This is a genomic window from Novosphingobium sp. GV079, from assembly GCF_003058045.1.
In the GTDB taxonomy this organism is placed as follows: Bacteria; Pseudomonadota; Alphaproteobacteria; order Sphingomonadales; family Sphingomonadaceae; genus Novosphingobium; species Novosphingobium capsulatum.
Window position 1 is genome coordinate 134,031 of sequence record NZ_QBUE01000005.1, and the last position, 18,129, is coordinate 152,159.

14 protein-coding genes are annotated in these 18,129 nt (G+C 66.2%); 10 read left to right on the plus strand and 4 right to left on the minus strand.

The genetic code is table 11. The features are described 5' to 3' along the window. The first annotated feature begins 39 nt into the window (after positions 1-39). From C8K14_RS08550 to C8K14_RS08570, 5 genes are all read left to right on the plus strand, one after another. Complete coding sequence (locus C8K14_RS08550) at positions 40-2,892, plus strand: TonB-dependent receptor domain-containing protein (protein WP_233250978.1); 2,853 nt, start codon at positions 40-42, stop codon at positions 2,890-2,892. A 455-nt stretch (positions 2,893-3,347) separates the two neighbouring features. Continuing rightward, complete coding sequence (locus tag C8K14_RS08555; protein ID WP_233250979.1) at positions 3,348-6,422, plus strand: TonB-dependent receptor domain-containing protein; 3,075 nt, start codon at positions 3,348-3,350, stop codon at positions 6,420-6,422. A gap of 133 nt (positions 6,423-6,555) precedes the next feature. Beyond that, positions 6,556-8,592 (plus strand): tetratricopeptide repeat-containing sulfotransferase family protein, encoded by a 2,037-nt coding sequence (locus C8K14_RS08560; protein WP_233250980.1) that lies wholly within the window; start codon positions 6,556-6,558, stop codon positions 8,590-8,592. A 169-nt stretch (positions 8,593-8,761) separates the two neighbouring features. Next, complete coding sequence (locus tag C8K14_RS08565) at positions 8,762-9,802, plus strand: aspartyl/asparaginyl beta-hydroxylase domain-containing protein (RefSeq protein ID WP_158271885.1); 1,041 nt, start codon at positions 8,762-8,764, stop codon at positions 9,800-9,802. 106 nt (positions 9,803-9,908) lie between these two features. Then, positions 9,909-10,226 carry a hypothetical protein gene (locus tag C8K14_RS08570; protein ID WP_022678449.1) on the plus strand — a complete coding sequence of 106 codons (318 nt, stop codon included), beginning with the start codon at positions 9,909-9,911 and terminating at the stop codon, positions 10,224-10,226. A 77-nt stretch (positions 10,227-10,303) separates the two neighbouring features. Here C8K14_RS08570 and C8K14_RS08575 read toward each other — a convergent pair whose 3' ends face one another. Next, positions 10,304-10,825, minus strand: coding sequence for a cell wall hydrolase (locus tag C8K14_RS08575; protein ID WP_022678450.1), 522 nt, complete (start codon positions 10,823-10,825; stop codon positions 10,304-10,306). Positions 10,826-11,212: 387 nt separating this feature from the next. Between C8K14_RS08575 and C8K14_RS08580 the strand changes: the two genes are divergently transcribed. The 4 genes from C8K14_RS08580 to C8K14_RS08595 are packed head-to-tail and all read left to right on the plus strand — an operon-like array spanning position 11,213 to position 13,659. After that, positions 11,213-11,752, plus strand: coding sequence for a TIGR02594 family protein (locus C8K14_RS08580; RefSeq protein ID WP_107716380.1), 540 nt, complete (start codon positions 11,213-11,215; stop codon positions 11,750-11,752). A 56-nt stretch (positions 11,753-11,808) separates the two neighbouring features. Then, a complete protein-coding gene (hemB, locus tag C8K14_RS08585) occupies positions 11,809-12,804 on the plus strand; it encodes a porphobilinogen synthase (RefSeq protein ID WP_107716381.1) in 996 nt (331 codons plus the stop codon). Positions 12,805-12,809: 5 nt separating this feature from the next. Continuing rightward, on the plus strand, positions 12,810-13,391 hold the full coding sequence (locus tag C8K14_RS08590; protein ID WP_022678453.1) for a gamma carbonic anhydrase family protein: 582 nt from the start codon (positions 12,810-12,812) through the stop codon (positions 13,389-13,391). Continuing rightward, complete coding sequence (locus C8K14_RS08595) at positions 13,372-13,659, plus strand: DUF167 domain-containing protein (RefSeq protein WP_054131681.1); 288 nt, start codon at positions 13,372-13,374, stop codon at positions 13,657-13,659. The genes C8K14_RS08590 and C8K14_RS08595 overlap by 20 nt, the downstream gene beginning before the upstream one ends. On the opposite strand, the gene C8K14_RS08600 is transcribed toward C8K14_RS08595, so the two are convergent. The 3 genes from C8K14_RS08600 to C8K14_RS08610 form a co-directional block, all read right to left on the minus strand. Next, on the minus strand, positions 13,637-14,278 hold the full coding sequence (locus tag C8K14_RS08600; RefSeq protein ID WP_054131682.1) for a YoaK family protein: 642 nt from the start codon (positions 14,276-14,278) through the stop codon (positions 13,637-13,639). The genes C8K14_RS08595 and C8K14_RS08600 overlap by 23 nt on opposite strands. Before the next feature lie 13 nt (positions 14,279-14,291). Beyond that, the gene (locus C8K14_RS08605) at positions 14,292-15,251 is read right to left on the minus strand and encodes a glyoxylate/hydroxypyruvate reductase A (protein ID WP_199223703.1); all 960 of its coding nucleotides are present in this window, start codon (positions 15,249-15,251) and stop codon (positions 14,292-14,294) included. Positions 15,252-15,321: 70 nt separating this feature from the next. Continuing rightward, positions 15,322-16,314 carry a DUF3667 domain-containing protein gene (locus C8K14_RS08610; protein WP_054131683.1) on the minus strand — a complete coding sequence of 331 codons (993 nt, stop codon included), beginning with the start codon at positions 16,312-16,314 and terminating at the stop codon, positions 15,322-15,324. A 152-nt stretch (positions 16,315-16,466) separates the two neighbouring features. Between C8K14_RS08610 and C8K14_RS08615 the strand changes: the two genes are divergently transcribed. Further along, complete coding sequence (locus C8K14_RS08615) at positions 16,467-18,101, plus strand: M23 family metallopeptidase (protein WP_233250981.1); 1,635 nt, start codon at positions 16,467-16,469, stop codon at positions 18,099-18,101. Positions 18,102-18,129 lie beyond the last annotated feature (28 nt).

Consider the following 18,129-nt stretch of genomic DNA (forward strand, 5'->3'; position numbering starts at 1 on the left):
CTTTTGCGGGGCGCCGGCCCCCCACAAGGGACATAGATCGTGATCAAGACCCCCTCGTCCTTGCACTATGCTGGCGTTGCCAGCCTGGCCATGGCGCTGGCCTCGCTGGCCAGCCCCGCCTTCGCCCAGGATGCTGCCCCCACGGCCCTGCCCACCACCGCCGCGGCTGATGCCACGGATGCCCCCGGCAGCGAAATCATCGTTACGGGCTCGCGCATCGAGCGCCCTGACCTGACGGCATCGAGCCCGGTTTCGGTGATCAGCGCGGATTCGATCAAGTCGGTGAACACCGTCACGGTCGAGCAGATCCTCAGCGTCAACCCGCAGTTTTCGGCCGGCCTCAACGGCGCCAGCAACAACCCGGGCGATGGCTCGGCCACGCTCGATCTGCGCGGCCTGGGTTCGCAGCGCACGCTGGTCCTGCTCAATGGCAAGCGCCTGCCGGTCTATGACGCCACCGGCTCGGTCGACGTCAACCAGATCCCCACCGCGCTGATCAAGAACGTTCAGGTTCTGACCGGCGGTGCCTCGGCGGTCTATGGTTCCGACGCCGTTTCGGGCGTGGTCAACTTCGTGCTCGACGACAAGTTCACCGGCCTCAAGCTTGACGCCGGCAGCCAGGTCACCGGCTATGGCGATGGCGCCCAGTATGATGCCAGCCTTACCGGCGGGTTCAACATCGGCGATCGCGGCCACCTGATCCTGTCGACCAACTATTCCAAGCGCGATGGCGTCAAGTTTGCCGCGCGCGACTTTTCCAGTCGCACGCTGTGCTCGGAAGACCTGTCGCAAAGCTGCGGCTCGTCCAACACCACGCCCACGCTGTTTTCGATTCCGGGCGGCGGATTGCAGCAGGTTACCGCCGCTGGCGGCCTGACCAGCAACTACGGCACCTATAACTACAACCCGATCAACTACGCGCAGACGCCGTTCGAACGCTATGGCGGCATGGCGATGTGGAACTACGACGTCAGCGACAAGGTCGAGCTGTATGGCTGGGCTTCGTACCAGCACACCAAGACGGTCCAGACCCTCGCGCCGACGGCGACGGCGGGCTATCCGTTCAACGTCTATTCCGACAACCCCTACCTCAGCGCGGCCGAGCAGGAAGCCTTCTTCGACAAGGCTGCCAATCCGCAGTTGCAGATCAATTCCGACGGCAGCTCGACCATCAGCATCCGCCGCCGCATCACCGAGGCCGGCGGCCGCATCGAAACCCACACCAACGAAACCTGGCAGGCCCTGGCCGGCCTGCGTGGCGATTTCTTCGATACCGGCCTGAAGTTCGACACCTCGGTGCAGTATGCCCAGGTGCACAAGCACACGCTGCTGGAAAACGACCTGTCCTATTCGGCGCTGACCAATGCGCTTGACGCCGTGTCTGACGGCAATGGCGGCGCTATGTGCCGCAGTGCCGATGCACGCGCGCAGGGTTGCGTGCCGATCGATCTGTTCTCGGCCAACGGCATTACGCAGAATGCGCTGTCCTATGTGCTGCGCAACGCGACGGAAGACGATCGCACCACCCAGTTCGTGGCCGAAGGCAACGTTTCGGGCGACGTCAAATTCCTGCGCAGCCCGTTTGCCGCCAACCCGGCCGCCATCTCGCTGGGCGTGACCTATCGCCGCGAAACCGCCGATATCGAAGTCAGCGACGATTACGCCTCGGGTGACCTGATCTATTACGGCCAGGGCTTCAACATCCCGAACAAGAGCTACAACGTCAAGGAAGTCTACGCCGAGTTCAAGATGCCGCTCGTCCAGGACAAGCCTGGCATCCAGGCGCTCGATGTTGAAACCGGCTACCGCTATTCGGATTACTCGATCTCGGGCGGGGTTTCGGCCTACAAGTTCGGGGCCGACTATGCGCCGGTGCAGGGCCTCAAGTTCCGCGCCAATTTCCAGCGTTCGGTGCGTGCGCCCAACCTCTATGAGCTGTACCTGCCCAAGACCCTGGGCACCGGCAACCTCGGTACCGATCCCTGCGCCGGTTCGGGCGTGACCGGCACCACCGCGGCACTGTGCCTCGCCCAGGGCGCCACCCAGGCGCAGTTGACCAACGGCTTGATTTCCGGTCCGATCTCGGGTCAGGTCAATGCCTTCTATGGCGGCAACACCAACCTCAAGCCGGAAAAGTCGAACACCATCACCGCCGGTGTGGTGATCGAACCGGCGCAGGTGCGTGGCCTGTCGCTGACTGCGGACTACTATGACATCAAGATCGCCAATGCGATCGTCACCAACTCCACCTCGGTGGTCGTGGCGCAGTGCTTTGCCTCGGGTGATCCGACCAATCCCTATTGCCAGGGCATTCACCGCAGCACGGTCGATGGTTCGCTGTCGGGTGGCCTGACGGCGGGCGTCGATACGCTCTATGCCAACGTGGCGGCGCTGCGCACGCGCGGTCTCGACTTCGGCGTGAACTTCCATCGCGGCAGCCGCAGCGGCTTCCACTATGGCTTCGACTTTGCCGGCACCTACGTCATCACCAACTATCAGGTGGTGGGCGGCAGCGTGATCCAGTGCGCCGGCCGCTTTGGTGCGGATTGCGACATTCCCACGCCGAAGTGGAAGCACGTGGCAACGCTGGGCCTGGGCTGGAAGAACGTTGATCTCTCCACCCGCTGGCGCCTGATCGGCCAGGTGAGCGAGGATGCCGACACGCAGATCCAGACCAACCGCATCCCGGCCGTCAGCTACTTTGACGAAACCGCCACGATCCGCGTGAACGACAAGTACACCTTCTCGCTCGGCGTGCTCAACGTGTTCGACAAGCAGCCCCCGATCGTGGGTGACACCAGCGGCGCCACCTCGGTGGCGGGCAGCACCTTCCCGACCGTCTATGACGTGATGGGCCGCAGCTTCTTCGCGCGCGTCACGGCCAACTTCTGATAGCAGGCCCGGCGCGTCTTCCCGCGGGGAGCGCGCCGGGCCATTCTTTGCCGCAGGGTCACATCGCTGTGGCCTTGATCAGGCCGGGTCACCCAGACCCGGCCTTTTTTGCGTCTGGACAACGTGCTCCGCGACGGTGGCCTTGGGCAAATTTCCGACACAGTTGAAACGAAATGTGGCTTTGATGCCTCTGTGATTTGCATAAATTTCGCGATGTTTGCGGTTGGTGGCTACTCATGTTGCTTCGTTGCAACATGAGTGAAACGTTTTGTGGGGGGCGGTGAGAAGCTGCTTTCATTTGCGACGAAAAATCTCGCACAAGACGGCATCGGTCCCGGCTTTCGTGGAACGCTGCATCGTCCTGCCCTCGCAAAAGGGCCGGGCCTGCTTTGGAAAGCCGGGATTGTCGCTCCTGGCAGCCAAACTGGTCGGCTGCCTCCAGAAGGGACTGAACAGTGACCAAGATCAACACCACCGCCTATCGCGTCGGTGCAGCAGGCCTTGCGCTTGCCATCGCTTCGCTGGCTGCGCCTGCCTTTGCGCAAGACGCCGCCGCCCCGGCCGATGCCGCGCCCGCCGATGCGGGCCAGACCATCGTCGTCACCGGTTCGCGCATCGCTTCGCCGAACCTCACCTCGACCGCGCCGATCACCAGCCTGACGTCGGAAGACATCAAGCTGCAGGGCACGACCAAGACCGAAGACCTGCTCAACTCGCTGCCGCAGGTGTTCGCGGCGCAGTCCTCGACGCTGGCCAATGGTGCAACTGGTACCGCCACGGTCGACCTTCGCGGTCTCGGCGCCTCGCGCACCCTGGTGCTGGTCAACGGCCGCCGCCTCATGCCTGGTGACGTGACCAGCTCGGCTGCCGACTTGAACTTCGTGCCGGCTTCGCTGGTCAAGCGCGTTGACGTGCTGACCGGTGGTGCTTCGGCCACCTACGGTGCCGACGCGGTCGCCGGCGTCGTCAACTTCGTGCTCGATACCGAGTTCACCGGCCTGCGCGTCGATGCGAACTACGGCTTCTACCAGCACAACAACCGCAACTCGGTCACCCCGTCGCTGCTCGACAAGCGCACCAACCAGGGCCTGTCGGGCTATGGCTATCCGCGCGGCAGCGTTGCCGACGGTGGCAACTTCGACACCACGATCTCGTTCGGTACCAAGTTTGCGGATGGCCAGGGCCATGCGATGGCCTATTTCGGCTACCGCAAGGTGAACCCGATCCTGCAGTCCAAGCGCGACTACAGCGCCTGCACCGTGCAGAACGCCAACAAGACCACGCTGCAGTGCGGCGGTTCGGCCACCTCGGCCACCGGCAACATCCTGTTCACGCCGGCCGGTTCGTCGTCGTCGACCTTTGGCGCGCTTGGCCCGGGCACTCTCACGCCCAACGCCAGCACGCGTTACAACTTCGCGCCGCTGAACTACTTCCAGCGTCCGGATGAACGCTACACCGCCGGCGCCTTCGTCGATTACGAAGTCAATTCGGCGATCCATCCGTACATGGAATTCATGTTCATGGATGACCGCACCGTGGCGCAGATCGCGCCGTCGGGTGACTTCGGCAACACGCTGACCATCAACTGCGACAACCCGATGATGTCGGCTTCGCAGAAGGCTCAGATCTGCAACCCCAGCAACCTCATCGTCGGTTACGTCGGCAACTATCCGCTGACCCCGGCTGCCTATACCAACGTTTACGGCACGCCTGCCCCCGGCGCGATCAACAAGATCGATCCGACCACCGGCGCGCCCTACAACCTGGCTTACATGCAGCTGCTGCGCCGCAACGTCGAAGGCGGTCCGCGCCAGAGCGATCTGGAGCACCAGGCATTCCGCACCCTGATCGGTTCGCGCGGCGAACTCGGCAAGGGCTGGAGCTATGACGCCTATTACCAGTACGGCCGCGTCAACTACTCGCAGATCTACACCAACGAGTTCTCGGCTGCGCGCCTGACCAATGCGCTCGACGCTGTCACCAATCCGGCCAATGGCCAGACGGTGTGCCGCTCGGTCCTCACCGGTGGCGATCCGAACTGCGTTCCCTACAACGTGTTCAGCGGCCAGGTCTCGCCTGCTGCGCTCAACTACCTCAACGCTTCGGGCTTCCAGCGTGGCCACACCACCGAACAGGTGCTCAGCGGCCAGCTGACCGGCGACCTTGGCCAGATGGGCATCAAGAGCCCGCTTGCCTCGGACGGCATCAGCATCGCGCTGGGCGTGGAACACCGTCGTGAATCGCTTGACCTCAAGACCGACAACGAATTCCAGACCGGCGATCTCACCGGCCAGGGCGCGCCGACCCTTTCGGTCAGCGGTTCGTACAAGGTTACCGAGTTCATCAGCGAAGCCGAAGTGCCGCTGGTCCAGGATGGCTTCATCTACAACCTCAGCCTGAACCTGGGCTATCGCTACTCGCACTACAGCGTGTCGAACGGCCAGGTGTTCAACACCAACACCTGGAAGATCGGCGCCGACTTCGCTCCGGTTCGCGATCTGCGTATCCGTGGCTCGGTCAACCGTGCGGTTCGCGCTCCCAACATCCAGGAACTGTTCTCGCCCAACTACGTCGGCCTCGATGGCTCGACCGATCCGTGCGCGGACAAGGTGCTGACGGCGGCCGACCAGGGCTGCTTGCTGCAGGGCCTGAAGGTTGGCCAGAAGGTCGTTTCCAACCCGGCAGGCCAGTACAACGGCTACCTGGGCGGCAACGGCTTGCTGCGTCCTGAAGTCGCGACCACCAAGACCGTGGGTGTGATCCTGCAGCCCTCGTTCGTCCCGGGCTTCAGCTTCAGCGTCGACTACTTCGACATCAAGCTGAAGAAGGCGATCCAGGGTTACGGCGCCGACGCGATCCTCGCGGCGTGCACCACCGACCTCAACCCGACGGCTTGCGGCCTTATCCACCGCAACGCGGCTGGTTCGCTGTGGCTGACCTCGGACGGCTACGTGACCGACACCCCGGTGAACGTCGGTGGCGTGACGACCAAGGGCTTCGAGTTCAACGGCAACTACGCCCACGCGCTGGGCGGCCTGGGCCGTGGCACGATCAGCTTCGTTGCGACCTACCTCGACAAGTACCAGGTCGATAACGGTCTGACCGCTCTCTATGATTGCGCCGGCTACTATGGCGTGACCTGCGGCAGCCCGCGTCCGGTGTGGCGTCACAAGCTGCGCGTTGGCCTCGACACCAAGGCTGGCTTCAACGTCTCGGTGCAGTGGCGTTACTTCGACAGCGTCGACGTGGAATACAAGAACCCGTCGAGCACGCTGGCCGGCAACTATCGCGACTTCAACTCGCATATCCCGACCCAGAGCTACTTCGATCTGGCTGTTTCCACCCGCATCCAGGGCAAGGCTACGCTGCGCTTTGGTGTGAACAACATCTTCGATCGTGACCCGCCGCTGGTGACGTCGGGCCCGACCGGCAACGCCTGCGCTTCGGTGTATTGCAACGGCAACACCTACCCGGGCACCTACGACTCGCTGGGCCGCTATCTCTACTCGAGCATCACGCTCGACTTCTGATAGTCCTCACGTGACCTGACCGAAGTGGCGGCGCGCGAAAGTGCGTCGCCACTTTTTTTGCCTTGAGCCCGGCGCCAGCGCTGCCACACTGGCAGGCTGGGCGCGATGCGCCCGATTGCCGACCACAGGATAGATGATGCAGACCCAGCTTCCCCCGCCCTCGCTCCAGGCCATTGCCGACACCGCGCGGCGTGGCCGGCTGGACGAGGCCGCGCTGCTGGCGGCACGGGCCGTGGCCGCCGCGCCGCGCGATCCGGTGCTGGCGGCGCTGGCTGGCGCGATCGAGGCCATGCGCGGGCAGCCGCTACGGGCCATTCCCTATCTGGAAACGGCGCATGGCCAGCGCCCTGACGATATGACCGTCAGGACCAACCTGGCCGAATCCCTCTATCGCACGGGCGACCTGGCGCGTGCCTTGGCACTGATCACGCCGGCGCTGGCGCGGGCCGACCGCAGCCTTCGCCTGGCGCGGCTGGGTGGTGCCGTCGCATTGGAACTGGGCGATGCCGCGGCTGCCATCGCCTATTACCGCATCGTCGTGGCGGCGGCCGAACAAGACTGGAGCGCCTGGAACAACCTGGGCAATGCCCTGGAAGCGGCTGGCGACCTAACCGGGGCGATCAGCGCGCTGCGCCGCGCCGTGCAACTGGCCCCGGATTCGCCGCCGATCCGCGTCAATCTCGTCAATGTCCTGGTTGCCGCCGGCGAACTGGACGCGGCAGAGCGTGACCTGGCGCAGGCCCGTCAGCTGTGGCCCGATGATGCCAAGCTGCTGATCGCCGAACATACCATTCACCGTGTCCGCGGTGATGACGCGGCCGCCTTCGTGGCGCTGGCTGAGGCGGCGCGGTTGAGCCCGGACGATGCTGCATTGCATCACGATCTTGGCGCCGAAGGCAGCCGCACCAATCGCTTTGCCGAAGCAGAAGCGGCCTATCGCCGCGCCATTGTCCTCGATCCGGCGATGGGCAGCGCCTATGCCGGGCTCGCCGCCGTGCTGGAACGCATCAACCGCGAGGATGAAATCGCCGATTTGGCCCGGATTGCGGCGGAAGTCGGCGCTGACGACGGCTCGCGCGCCTTTATCGAGGCATTGCACCTCAAGCGCGTCGGGGACGCTGTGGGAGCGCTCGCAGCGCTTGATCGCGTCGGCGATGCAATGGCTCCCGAACGTACGCTGCATTTGCGCGGCCTGCTGCTCGATCGTCTCGGTCGCCACGACGAGGCGTTTGTCGCGTTCACCGCGATGAACGAGCACTGGCAAAGCGATCCTACCGCACCGCGCGAGCGGGCACGCGCCTATCGCGAGGCGATTGCGCAGGCCGCGGCGCAGCTGTCGCCAGCATGGCTGGCGGGCTGGACCCCGCCACCGCCGCCCTCGCCGCGCGCCAGCCCACTGTTTCTGGTGGGCTTTCCGCGATCGGGCACTACCCTGCTCGATACGCTGCTGATGGCCGATCCCGATGTGGCGGTGCTGGAGGAAGAGCCGTTCATCGTCGAGGCAGAGGCCGCGCTGGGCGGCGTGGCCGCGCTCGACCAGGCGAGCCCGGCACAGGTGGCCGCGGCCCGCGATGCCTATTTTGCCAAGGTCGATGCGCTGTGCGGTGATTGCTCGGGCCGCATCGTGGTCGACAAGCAGCCGCTGCATCTCAACAAGGTGGCGATCATCCGTCGCCTGTTTCCCGATGCGCGGTTCGTGCTGTCGTTGCGCCATCCCTGTGATGTCGTGCTCAGCTGTTACCTCACCCACTTCCGCACCAACAGCGCGATGGCCAACTTCCTCGATCTGGACGATGCCGCTGCGCTGTATGACCTGACCTTCGCCCATTGGGAAAAGGCCCGCGCGCTGTTCGATCTGCCGGTGGCAACGGTCGTCTATGAACGGCTGGTGGAGGATTCCGAGCGCGTGCTGCGTCCGTTGTTCGACTGGGCCGGGCTGGCCTATCCGGCCGACCGCATCGATCATACCCGCGCCGCGCGCGATCGCGGGCTGGTGTCGAGCGCCAGCTATTCCCAGGTGACCGAACCGCTCTATCGCCGCGCCAGTGGGCGCTGGCGCCGGTACGAACGCCACCTGGCGCCGATCATGGACGTGCTGCGTCCTTGGGCAGATCACTTTGGCTATGGAATTGAGGACGAGCGCCTGCCGGATTGGCCGGTGCCGGACTGATACGCATTGAACAGGCCCGGGGGGGCCTGGTGTTTGGACGGGGAAGATCATGCAGGGGGCATGGCAAGACAGGATAAGGCAAGACGTAGACAATCATGTAAACCGGGGGGATCTGGCCAGCGCGGCGCAAGCGCTGGAAAACATCATTGCGCAGGCGCCACCCGGACAGGTGGCGTTGGACCAGGCGTGGCTGCGCCTGGCGGGGTTGCGCCGCGCCCTGCGCCAGCCGCAGCGCGCGCTTGATGCCGTACACCAGGCGCTGGCACTGGCGCCGCTGGATTTCATGGCACTGGCCTTGCGCGCCAGCCTGCTGGAGCGCCTCGCGCCCGAAGACGCTGGCCGTGCCTGGCACGAGGCGCTGGCGCAGCGTCCGTCGGGCGAACTCCCTGCCCCGCTGGCCATGGCCGTGGCTGCCGGTGAACGCTGGCACGCCGAATGGAGCGCGAAACGCGAGGCGCGGCTCGACGCCGCGATCGGCACGCTGTGCAACGGCGAAAACAGCGATCGCGACTGGCGGATCACCCGCATGCGCAACAATGTCTTGCGGCGCACCCGGCCATTCCGCAGCTGCCCGACGCATTTTCACTATCCCGGCCTGGTCGAGCGCGAGTTCCATCCCCGCGCCCGCTTTCCCTGGCTGCCTGAGTTCGAACGCGCCACGCCCATCATCCGGGCCGAGATGGAAGCGCTGCTTGCCTCTGGCCGGGCAGAACTGCTGCCCTATCTGCAATATGAGGATCACGAAGCGCTGGCGCAGTGGCGCGATCTCAATCGCAATCCCGATTGGTCGGCCATTCACCTGCTGCGCCAGGGCAATCGCATCGATGTCAACGCCGCGGCCTGCCCCGCGACGATGGCCTTGCTGGAAACCGTGGCCCAGCCCCGCATTCCCGGCGCATCGCCCAATGCGATGTTCTCTCTCCTGGCGCCGGGCACGACCATTCCACCCCATGTCGGCGTGAACAACACGCGGTTGCTGTGCCATCTGCCGCTGGTGGTTCCGCCCGGTTGCTGGTTCCGCGTGGGGGCGGAAACCCGTCCCTGGCGCGAAGGTGAGGGTTTCGTGTTCGATGATACGATCGAGCACGAGGCCGCCAATCCCAGCGACCGGCTGCGGGTCGTGCTGATCTTCGACCTGTGGCATCCCGATCTCGACAGCGTGGAGCAGGAGGCCGTGGCGCGGATCATTGCCAGTGATGGCGCGGTGTAAGTGCCGTTGGCAGGCTGGGCATCGCGCAAGGGGGCTTGCTGCGCTGCCCGGTTGGGGGCATTGTCACGCCATGCAATAAATGCCCCGTAACTGAGGGATTTGGCCCATGTTCCTGTCTATTGCCCTTGCCGCGCCGCTGTTGCTGGCCAGCGCTGCGCAGTCCAGCACGACGTCTGCTCCGCAATCGGCCCCGGCCGCCCCCGTTCCGGCTGCCGCTGCTGCGCCGGCGGTCACGCCTGCTGCTGCGGCAAAGCCGGCCAAGGACGCCGATCCGATGATCTGCGAACGCTTTGCCGAGACCGGATCGCTGCTGCGGTCCAAGAAGGTCTGCATGCGCAAAAGCGATTGGGAAGAGCAGCGCCAGCAGAACCAGCGCCTGATCGAGCGCTCGCAGACGCAGATGCCGATGAATTCGGGCGGCTGACGGCGCAATTGCATCCACGTACAAAAAAGGCCGGCGCAACCACGCCGGCCTTTTTTGCGTTCCGGCAAAGCCGCGGCTTACCGATAGAACACATGCCCTTCGATGCGGCCCACCTTGGTGCGGCCCTTCATCGGGCTGCTGGCGGTGTGAAAGAACAGCGCGCCGGGAACCGGATTGTCGCCTTCGCCGTTCAATACCTGCGTGGCGATGGCAACGGCTTCGCGCCATTGGTCGGTATCGCGCGGCGGGTTATAGGCGTCGACGTTGAAGAACTGGCCAGGCTGGCGGACCACGGCGCAAGGCTTGGTGGCAAAGCGCGGATCCTGGGTCCGCGCGCGGATCACCTGGGCAACAGCGGCACGGCCGAGACGGGGCTGGTTGCCAGCTTCGTGGATGATGACCTTGGCCATGCATTCCACCTGGGCCTGATCCACGGTGGACGGCGCGTCGATGGCGGATTGTAGGCTTGCCGGCGCTGTGGCGGCGGCGTCAGCGGGCGATTCGGCCTCGGCCGGCTGGGCGGTGTCAGGCGCCAGGGCGGGCAGCGTAATCGCGGGCTGGGAAAGAGGCTGGTTGGCCGCAACGGCGGGTGCGGACATTTGCAGGGCAGCCAGAACGGCCACTGCGGAAAAGACACAAGCTATTTTGCCGAAGGCACTTTTAGACATTCCAAGGCATCACACGGGCGCAAGGTCGCCAAGTCACACGCGCAATAAAAACCCAAATCGAAAAGCGCGTGCGGGCTTCCCCACGTCTCGCCACCAGCCAAGGCCCCGGACCCGAAATGGCCCCTCCCCCCGGCTGGTCGGCTGAACGAAGGCGCCCCCGTTGGCCGCTGCGGCGCTCTGTGTCAATCATGTTGCGTTCATGTGCCGGGTGCTTGCGCCAAGGCGCAAGGCCACCTGTAACGATTCAACTGGTGCCGGGGCGGGCGCAGGAAAACGCGTGGCGGGCCAGTGGGAGCCACGCCGATGCGAGGTTTCCCTATGCCCGTCCTGCCCCCTGCCTATCGCTGGCTTGCCACCCTGCAACCCCTGCCCCGTATGCTGCGCGAAGCCTTGGCGCTGATCGATACGGCCGAGCAGGCGGGCCCGGCCAGCAATCCTGTCATCCTGGCGTGGGCTGCCGAAATCGGCGGCGATGTGGCGCGCGCCTATCGTGCCGACAGCACCGCCTGGTGCGGCCTGTTCATGGCCCTGGTGGCGCAGCGCGCGGGCAAGCCATTGCCGGCCAATCCGCTATGGGCGCTCAACTGGGCGCGGTTTGGCAGCGCGGCGGCGCAGCCGATGCTGGGTGACGTGCTGGTGTTCCAGCGGTCGGGCGGTGGCCATGTCGGCCTGTGCGTGGCGCAGGACGAGGCCGCCTATCACGTGCTGGGCGGCAACCAGGGGGATCGGGTCAGCATTGCCCGCATCGCGCGTCATCGTCTCTATGCCGCGCGCCGGCCGGATTATCGCATCATGCCTGCCACGGTGCGTGCCTATGGCGTGGCCGAATGTGGTACGCTTTCCACTAACGAAGCCTGAGGGCAGGACAAACTGCCCCGTTGCCCGGGCCGGCCCTTGGGCCTAGCACAGGTGGCATGATCGCCAGCTATCCCCAAGCCCGCCTGCGCCGCACCCGTGCCACCGCCTGGAGCCGCGCCCTGCACCGCGAGGTGCTGATCACCCCGGCCGATCTGATCTGGCCGCTGTTCGTGACCGAAGGCACCGGCGTGGAACAGCCGATCGCCTCGCTGCCGGGCGTGTCGCGCTGGTCGGTCGACGGCATGGTGGCGCGGGCGCGTGAAGCGGTGGACCTGGGCATTCCCTGCCTGGCCTTGTTTCCCAATACCCAGGCCGAGCGGCGCAGCGACGACGGGCGCGAGGCGCTCAACCCCGACAACCTGATGTGCCGCGCGATCCGCGCGATCCGCGACGCCTGTGGCGATGCTATCGGCATTCTCACCGACGTGGCACTCGATCCCTATACCACCCATGGCCAGGATGGCCTGGTCAACCACGCCGGCTATGTCGAGAATGACGCCACGGTCGAGGTGCTGGTGGGGCAAAGCCTCAACCAGGCGGCGGCCGGCGCCGATATCATCGCCCCGTCCGACATGATGGACGGCCGCATCGGCGCGATCCGCGATGCACTGGAAGGCGCCGGCCACGCCAATGTCCAGATCATGTCCTATGCCGCCAAGTATGCCTCGGCCTTTTACGGTCCGTTCCGCGATGCCGTGGGCTCGCGCGGGCTGCTCAAGGGGGACAAGAAAACCTACCAGATGGACCCGGGCAACGCCGAGGAAGCCCTGCGCGAGGTGGAACTGGACCTGGCCGAAGGCGCGGACAGCGTGATGGTCAAGCCGGGGCTGCCCTATCTCGACATTGCGGTGCGTGTGAAAGAGGCGTTCGGCGTGCCGGTCTTTGCCTATCAGGTGAGCGGCGAATACGCGATGATCGAGGCAGCCGTGGCCGCCGGCGCCGGCGAACGCGATGCGCTGGTGCTCGAAACGCTGCTGGCGTTCAAGCGGGCGGGCTGTTCCGGCGTGTTGACCTATCATGCCGCGCATGCCGCGCGGCTGCTCAACCGGTGAGCGGCATGACCAGCCGCGCCGATGTCACCATCCTGCCGCTGCATGGCAAGACGCCGCAGATCCACCCCAGCGCATTCATTGCGCCGGGATGCCGCATCGTGGGTGACGTCACCATCGCGGAAGGGGTATCGATCTGGTACAACTGCGTGATCCGGGCTGACGTCAACCGCGTGGTGATCGGCGCGCGCAGCAATGTGCAGGACGGCACGGTGATCCATTGCGACAGCCCCAAGCCGGGGCGTCCGGAAGGCTTTCCCACACTGATTGGCGAGGACGTGCTGATTGGCCACATGGCGATGGTCCACGGCTGCACGCTGCACGACCGCGCGTTCGTGGGCCTGGGCACCATCGTGATGGATGGCGCGGTGATCGAAAGCGATGCCATGCTGGCGGCGGGCGCCATGCTGACGCCGGGCAAGCGCATCCCCGCGCGCCAGCTGTGGAGCGGGCGCCCTGCTGCCTTCATGCGCGAGTTGAGCGATGAAGCGCTGGCCGACATGCAGCACGGCGTGGCGCACTATGTCGAAAACGGCCAGGCCCATGCCGCCGCCGTGGCCGAGGCGCTCAATGGCACGGCCCAAGCCTGATCTGCCGCCCGCCGCAGCCTTGCGCGCGCTGGCCGATGGCGAACACCGCCTGGCGGTGCGCGTCACGCCCGGTGCGCGGGCCGAAGGCGTGGCGATCGAAGACGGCCGCGTGCTGGTGAAAGTGCGGGCCAAGCCCGAGGATGGCAAGGCGACCGCTGCCGTGATCGGCTTGGTGGCCCAGGCGCTGGGCGTGGCGGCGAGCCACGTCGATCTGTTGCGCGGCGCAACTTCGCGCGAAAAGCTGCTCAGGATTCCGCCGGAAGCCTGAATGCCACGCCGGCCATGATCGCGGCCCAGCTGGCGCTGATCCACAGGCAGCCGAGCGGCAGGCGGTCCTGCAAAAAGGCCCCGACCACGGCCCCGGCGAGCAGCCCTGACCAGAGCAGCGCCCACGGCCGCCATTCGCCGCCCCCGCTCACGCCGGCAAGCTGGCGCGCCAGGCCCTGGCCCAGTTTGACCAGGGCGCCGGTCATGTACGTCAATCCCACGGCCACTTCGCCATCGCGCAGGAACGTGTTGTTGAGCGCGCCCATCGCCAGCACCAGCCCGGCCAGCATGGCGCCATGCTGGCCCAGCACCCGCGCCAGCGCCGCTTCGAGCAAACACAGCGTGACCAGGCCCAGCACCGCCGGCTTGCGCCTGGCCCCGGCCTTGAGCGCCACCAGTGCGCCCAGGGTTACCCCCACCACGAACCCGGTGATCAGCAGCGCCGGCACCAGCGCGCGGGGCACATCGGTGCCCAGCGCCACGCCCAGCCGGGTAGTGTTGCCCGACATGAACGAGACGAAATAACCATCGGCCGAGAGAAAGCCCACGGCATCGACAAAGCCGGCCATCGCTGCCAGGGCCACGGCAAAACGGCGGCGTGCATGATCCATCCGATCCATGGGGCGCAGCCTATTAGTATCCAGCCGCGCGGTCCACCACCCCGGCCAGTGGCTGCCCGGCGCGCCAGCGCGCGATGTTGGCGGCAATCGCGCGCGCGGCCGAATGGGGATCGGTGGGTGCGGCCACGTGGGGCGTGATGGTCACGCCGGGATGCTGCCACAGCGGATCGTGCTGCGGCAGCGGTTCCTGGGTAAACACGTCGAGCACGGCATGGCCCACCTGACCGCTGTCGAGCGCGGCGACGAGATCTGTGGTCACCACGTGGGCGCCGCGCCCGGCGTTGATCAGCCCGGCCCCGCGCGGCAGGCGGGCGAGTGCGGCGCGATCGAGCAATCCGTGGGTCTGCACCGTCAACGGCAGCAGGTTGACCAAGATATCGGCCTGCGCCAAGGCCACGGCCAGGCCAGCATCTCCTGCCAGCATGGGGATCGTGCCATCGGCAGCGCCCCGCCCGCTGCGGCTCCATCCCGTCACGGGAAAGCCGGTGCGCGCCAGCAGGGCCGCGCTTGCCTGGCCCATTTCGCCCATGCCCATGATGGTCACGCGGCGTTCTGCCAGGCGCGGCTGGGCCAGCGGTTGCCAGCAGGCGGCGGCTTGTTGCGCGCGATAGGCCGGCACCTGGCGATGCAGCATCAGTACATGGCCCTGCACCGCCTCGGCCATGTCGGCCGCCAGCTGTGGATCGATCAGCCTGGCGAGCGTGACCGGTGGCAGCGTCGGATCGGCGAGCAGGCCATCGACGCCGGCCCAGGCGCTTTGCACCAGGCGCAGTGCCGGCAACCGCGCCAGCAGTCCCGGCGGTGGATTGGCGACCACGGCGACGCTGATATCGGCCAGGAGCGCTGATGGCGGCTGGGTGTCATTCGCGCCGGTCCAGGCCAAGATAGCGTCATCGGGCAGCGCGGCAGCAAGGGCGCTGGTCCAGGTGGCCATGGCCGGAGCTGGCAGATCGGCCAGGAACAGGATCGGCACGGCAAAAGATCTCCCTGCGGGCGCCGATCAGCAGCGCGTGCTGCGTCGCGGCGTTTCACGTGGAACAGCGTTACTCCGCGCTGGTCTGCGCCAAAATAACCCCGGCAAAAAGTAGCAGGGCGATCATTGCAAAGACCAGCAGCGCTGCGGTGCGCCACAGCGCCCCTGCCCGGCCGCAGCCATAGGTGCCGCGCACCTGGCGATAGATATGCAGCGGCGGCACGATCAGCGTGGCCAGCGCCACTCCAGGCAGGCCGATGCGGTTGGCGATCATCAGCACCACGGAAAACAGCGTCATGAACGCCAGCGAAAAAGTGACGAACACGGTGTGATCGTAAAGCTGAAAGCGCCGGCTGAACGGGAACAGCAGCCACAGCATCGGCACCGATATCGGGATCAGCGCCCAGCTGTATTTATAGGCGTAGGATTGCAGCTTGTAGAGCGCCAGGCCCGGATTGGTGCGAAAGGCCTCGAGCACATGGGCCAGCACGGGAATGTCGCTGCTCACGCGCGGGGTACCGCTGCCCGGTGCCGAGGGCGCCATGTTTTCCAGGATGTCGAGCGAGGTTTTCTGCGTGTCGATCTGATCGTCGATCGCCTCGGTGCTCTGGTGCTGCGCCTGCAACTGCGCGCGCTGCGCTTCCAGCTTGGCCAGCTTGCTTTGCGCCTCGGCCTTGCCCTGGGCCAGGCTCTTGCCATTGTCGGCCGCGCTGGGGTTCCAGTGCCATTCGCCGCTGATCTGGTGGAACACCGCAAACATCAGGAACACGCTGAACAGGAACAGCGCCAGGGGCGAGACGAAGCGCACCCGCTGCCCATCGATATAGCGCCGGGTCAGTTCGCCCGGGCGCCAGGCGAGCATCGGCAAGGTGTGCCAGATGCGCCCTTCGAAGTGGAAAACCCCGTGGAGAAGGTCGTGGAAAAACGCCCCTAGCGTGCGGTGGACATGCGCCGCCTGGCCGCAGGCATGGCAGTGGCTGCCCAGCAGCGGCGTGGCGCAGTTGAGGCAGGCAGTTTCATGCGTGTGGCCATCCTGGCCAACCGCAAGGGCCGGTTCCGACATTGCTCGATTTCCCCCTTCGTTGCTCCAGATTGCGGCGTTCCGCGCCTATCCGCAAGCCCCGCCCCACCACTTTACGGGCTGTTAACCCTGGTGAGGCAGGGAGAAGGCAGGGGTTTTGCCCGGATGGGCCTGGACAAGGGAATCACACGGGCGTGCACGGGCCCAGCGACAGTTTCGGCAGCTTTGGCAAGGGCACCGGCGCCGCTGGCCTGGGTGGCGGCGGCTTTGCGCGCAGCACCGTGCCTGGCGGCTTTGGCACGCGCCGCGCCCCGATCGTTACCCCTGCCCTGCCCGGTACGCCCCTGCCCGGTGCGCCTGATTGGCGCCAGTCGCCCCACCCGTTTGCCCGCCGCTGGCTGGGTGCGTGCCTGCGCATCGAGCGCGCGGCTGCGCGCTGGCTGCATGTGCACGATCTGGCCCAGGATATTGGCAGCCGCCGCTGGCTGCATGGTGCGGCCACTTGTGCCACGCTGGCCGCTGCCGCGCTGGCGCTATGGCCCAGTTTCGCCCCGCTCCAGGCTGCGCCGCTGCAAGCGCTCGATGATGGCATGGCGCAGGAATTTGCCGCGCAAGGCATTCGTCCGTTGGCCCAGGGCGCCAGCAACGGCCGCCACTTTGCCGCCACCGCGCGGGTGGTCCACCTGGCCGCCGCGCCCGAACGCCCGACCATTGCGCTGACCGCCACGCTGGGCGAAAATGACAGTCTGGCCCGCATGCTGCAGCGCTCGGGCCTGGCCGGCAGCGATGCTGCGCAAGTGGCGGGCCTGATCACCCGCGCCCTGCCGCCCGAACAACTGCTTCCCGGCACGCGTTTTGCGATGACGCTGGGCGCCCATGCCAGCCCGTTCGATCCGCGCCCGCTGGAAAAGCTCAGCGTGCGGGCGCGGTTTGACCTTGCCATCGATATCGTGCGCCAGGGCGGCGGCCTGGCGCTGCACCAGCGCGCGATTCCGGTCGATACCACCCCGATGCGTTTGACCGGGATCGTGGGCAGCAGCCTCTATCGCTCCGCTCGCGCCGCCGGGGCCAGCCCGCAGGCGGTGCAGGACTATCTGCGCACGATCGATACCGTGCTGCCGTTCGAAGACATCGCTCCTACGGACGAATTCGACCTGGTGGTTGCCTACAAGCGCGCCGCCGATGGCCAGGGGCAGATAGGTGATCTGCTCTATGCCGGGGTGCGCCGGGGATCGCAGCAACGCGCGCAATTGCTGCGCTGGGGCAACCAGGGCGAATTCATGAGCCCCGAGGCAATGAAGGGCACGATGGCCGGCAGCACATCGGCCGGCGCGCTGGCCGCACCGGTGGATGGACACATCACCTCGGGCTTTGGCTGGCGCCGCCATCCCATCCTGGGGTACGTGCGCCTGCACGCCGGGATCGATTTCGGGGCGGCCTGGGGCGCGCCGATCCATGCGGTCAGCGACGGTACGGTTACCTTTGCCGGGTGGCATGGCGGGCATGGCGAATATGTGCGCCTCGATCACGGGGGCGGCATCGGCACCGGCTATGGCCACATGAGCCGCATTGCCGTGGCGCCTGGCACCCATGTCGTGCGGGGGCAGGTGATCGGCTATGTCGGCTCCACCGGCCTGTCGACCGGGCCACACCTGCACTATGAACTCTATCGCGGTGGCCAAGTGGTCGATCCCGGTTCGTTCAGCATGATCATGCGCCCGCGCAGTGTCGATCCGGCGCAACTGGCCGCCTATCGCGCCCGGCTCAATGCCTTGATGGCGCTGCGGCCGATTGCGCCCGCTGCCCTTCATTCATCCGAGGTTCGGTGATCGCAAGGCAGCAGTCTGATTACCGCGA

Bases quoted from the DNA above. Each gene is read 5' to 3' on its own strand.
- C8K14_RS08560 (WP_233250980.1), top strand. From the start codon at position 6,556: ATGATGCAGACCCAGCTTCCCCCGCCCTCGCTCCAGGCCATTGCCGAC.
- C8K14_RS08570 (WP_022678449.1), top strand. From the start codon at position 9,909: ATGTTCCTGTCTATTGCCCTTGCCGCGCCGCTGTTGCTGGCCAGCGCT.
- C8K14_RS08575 (WP_022678450.1), bottom strand. From the start codon at position 10,825: ATGTCCGCACCCGCCGTTGCGGCCAACCAGCCTCTTTCCCAGCCCGCG.
- C8K14_RS08580 (WP_107716380.1), top strand. From the start codon at position 11,213: ATGCCCGTCCTGCCCCCTGCCTATCGCTGGCTTGCCACCCTGCAACCC.
- hemB (WP_107716381.1), top strand. From the start codon at position 11,809: ATGATCGCCAGCTATCCCCAAGCCCGCCTGCGCCGCACCCGTGCCACC.
- C8K14_RS08590 (WP_022678453.1), top strand. From the start codon at position 12,810: ATGACCAGCCGCGCCGATGTCACCATCCTGCCGCTGCATGGCAAGACG.
- C8K14_RS08595 (WP_054131681.1), top strand. From the start codon at position 13,372: ATGGCACGGCCCAAGCCTGATCTGCCGCCCGCCGCAGCCTTGCGCGCG.
- C8K14_RS08600 (WP_054131682.1), bottom strand. From the start codon at position 14,278: ATGGATCGGATGGATCATGCACGCCGCCGTTTTGCCGTGGCCCTGGCA.
- C8K14_RS08610 (WP_054131683.1), bottom strand. From the start codon at position 16,314: ATGTCGGAACCGGCCCTTGCGGTTGGCCAGGATGGCCACACGCATGAA.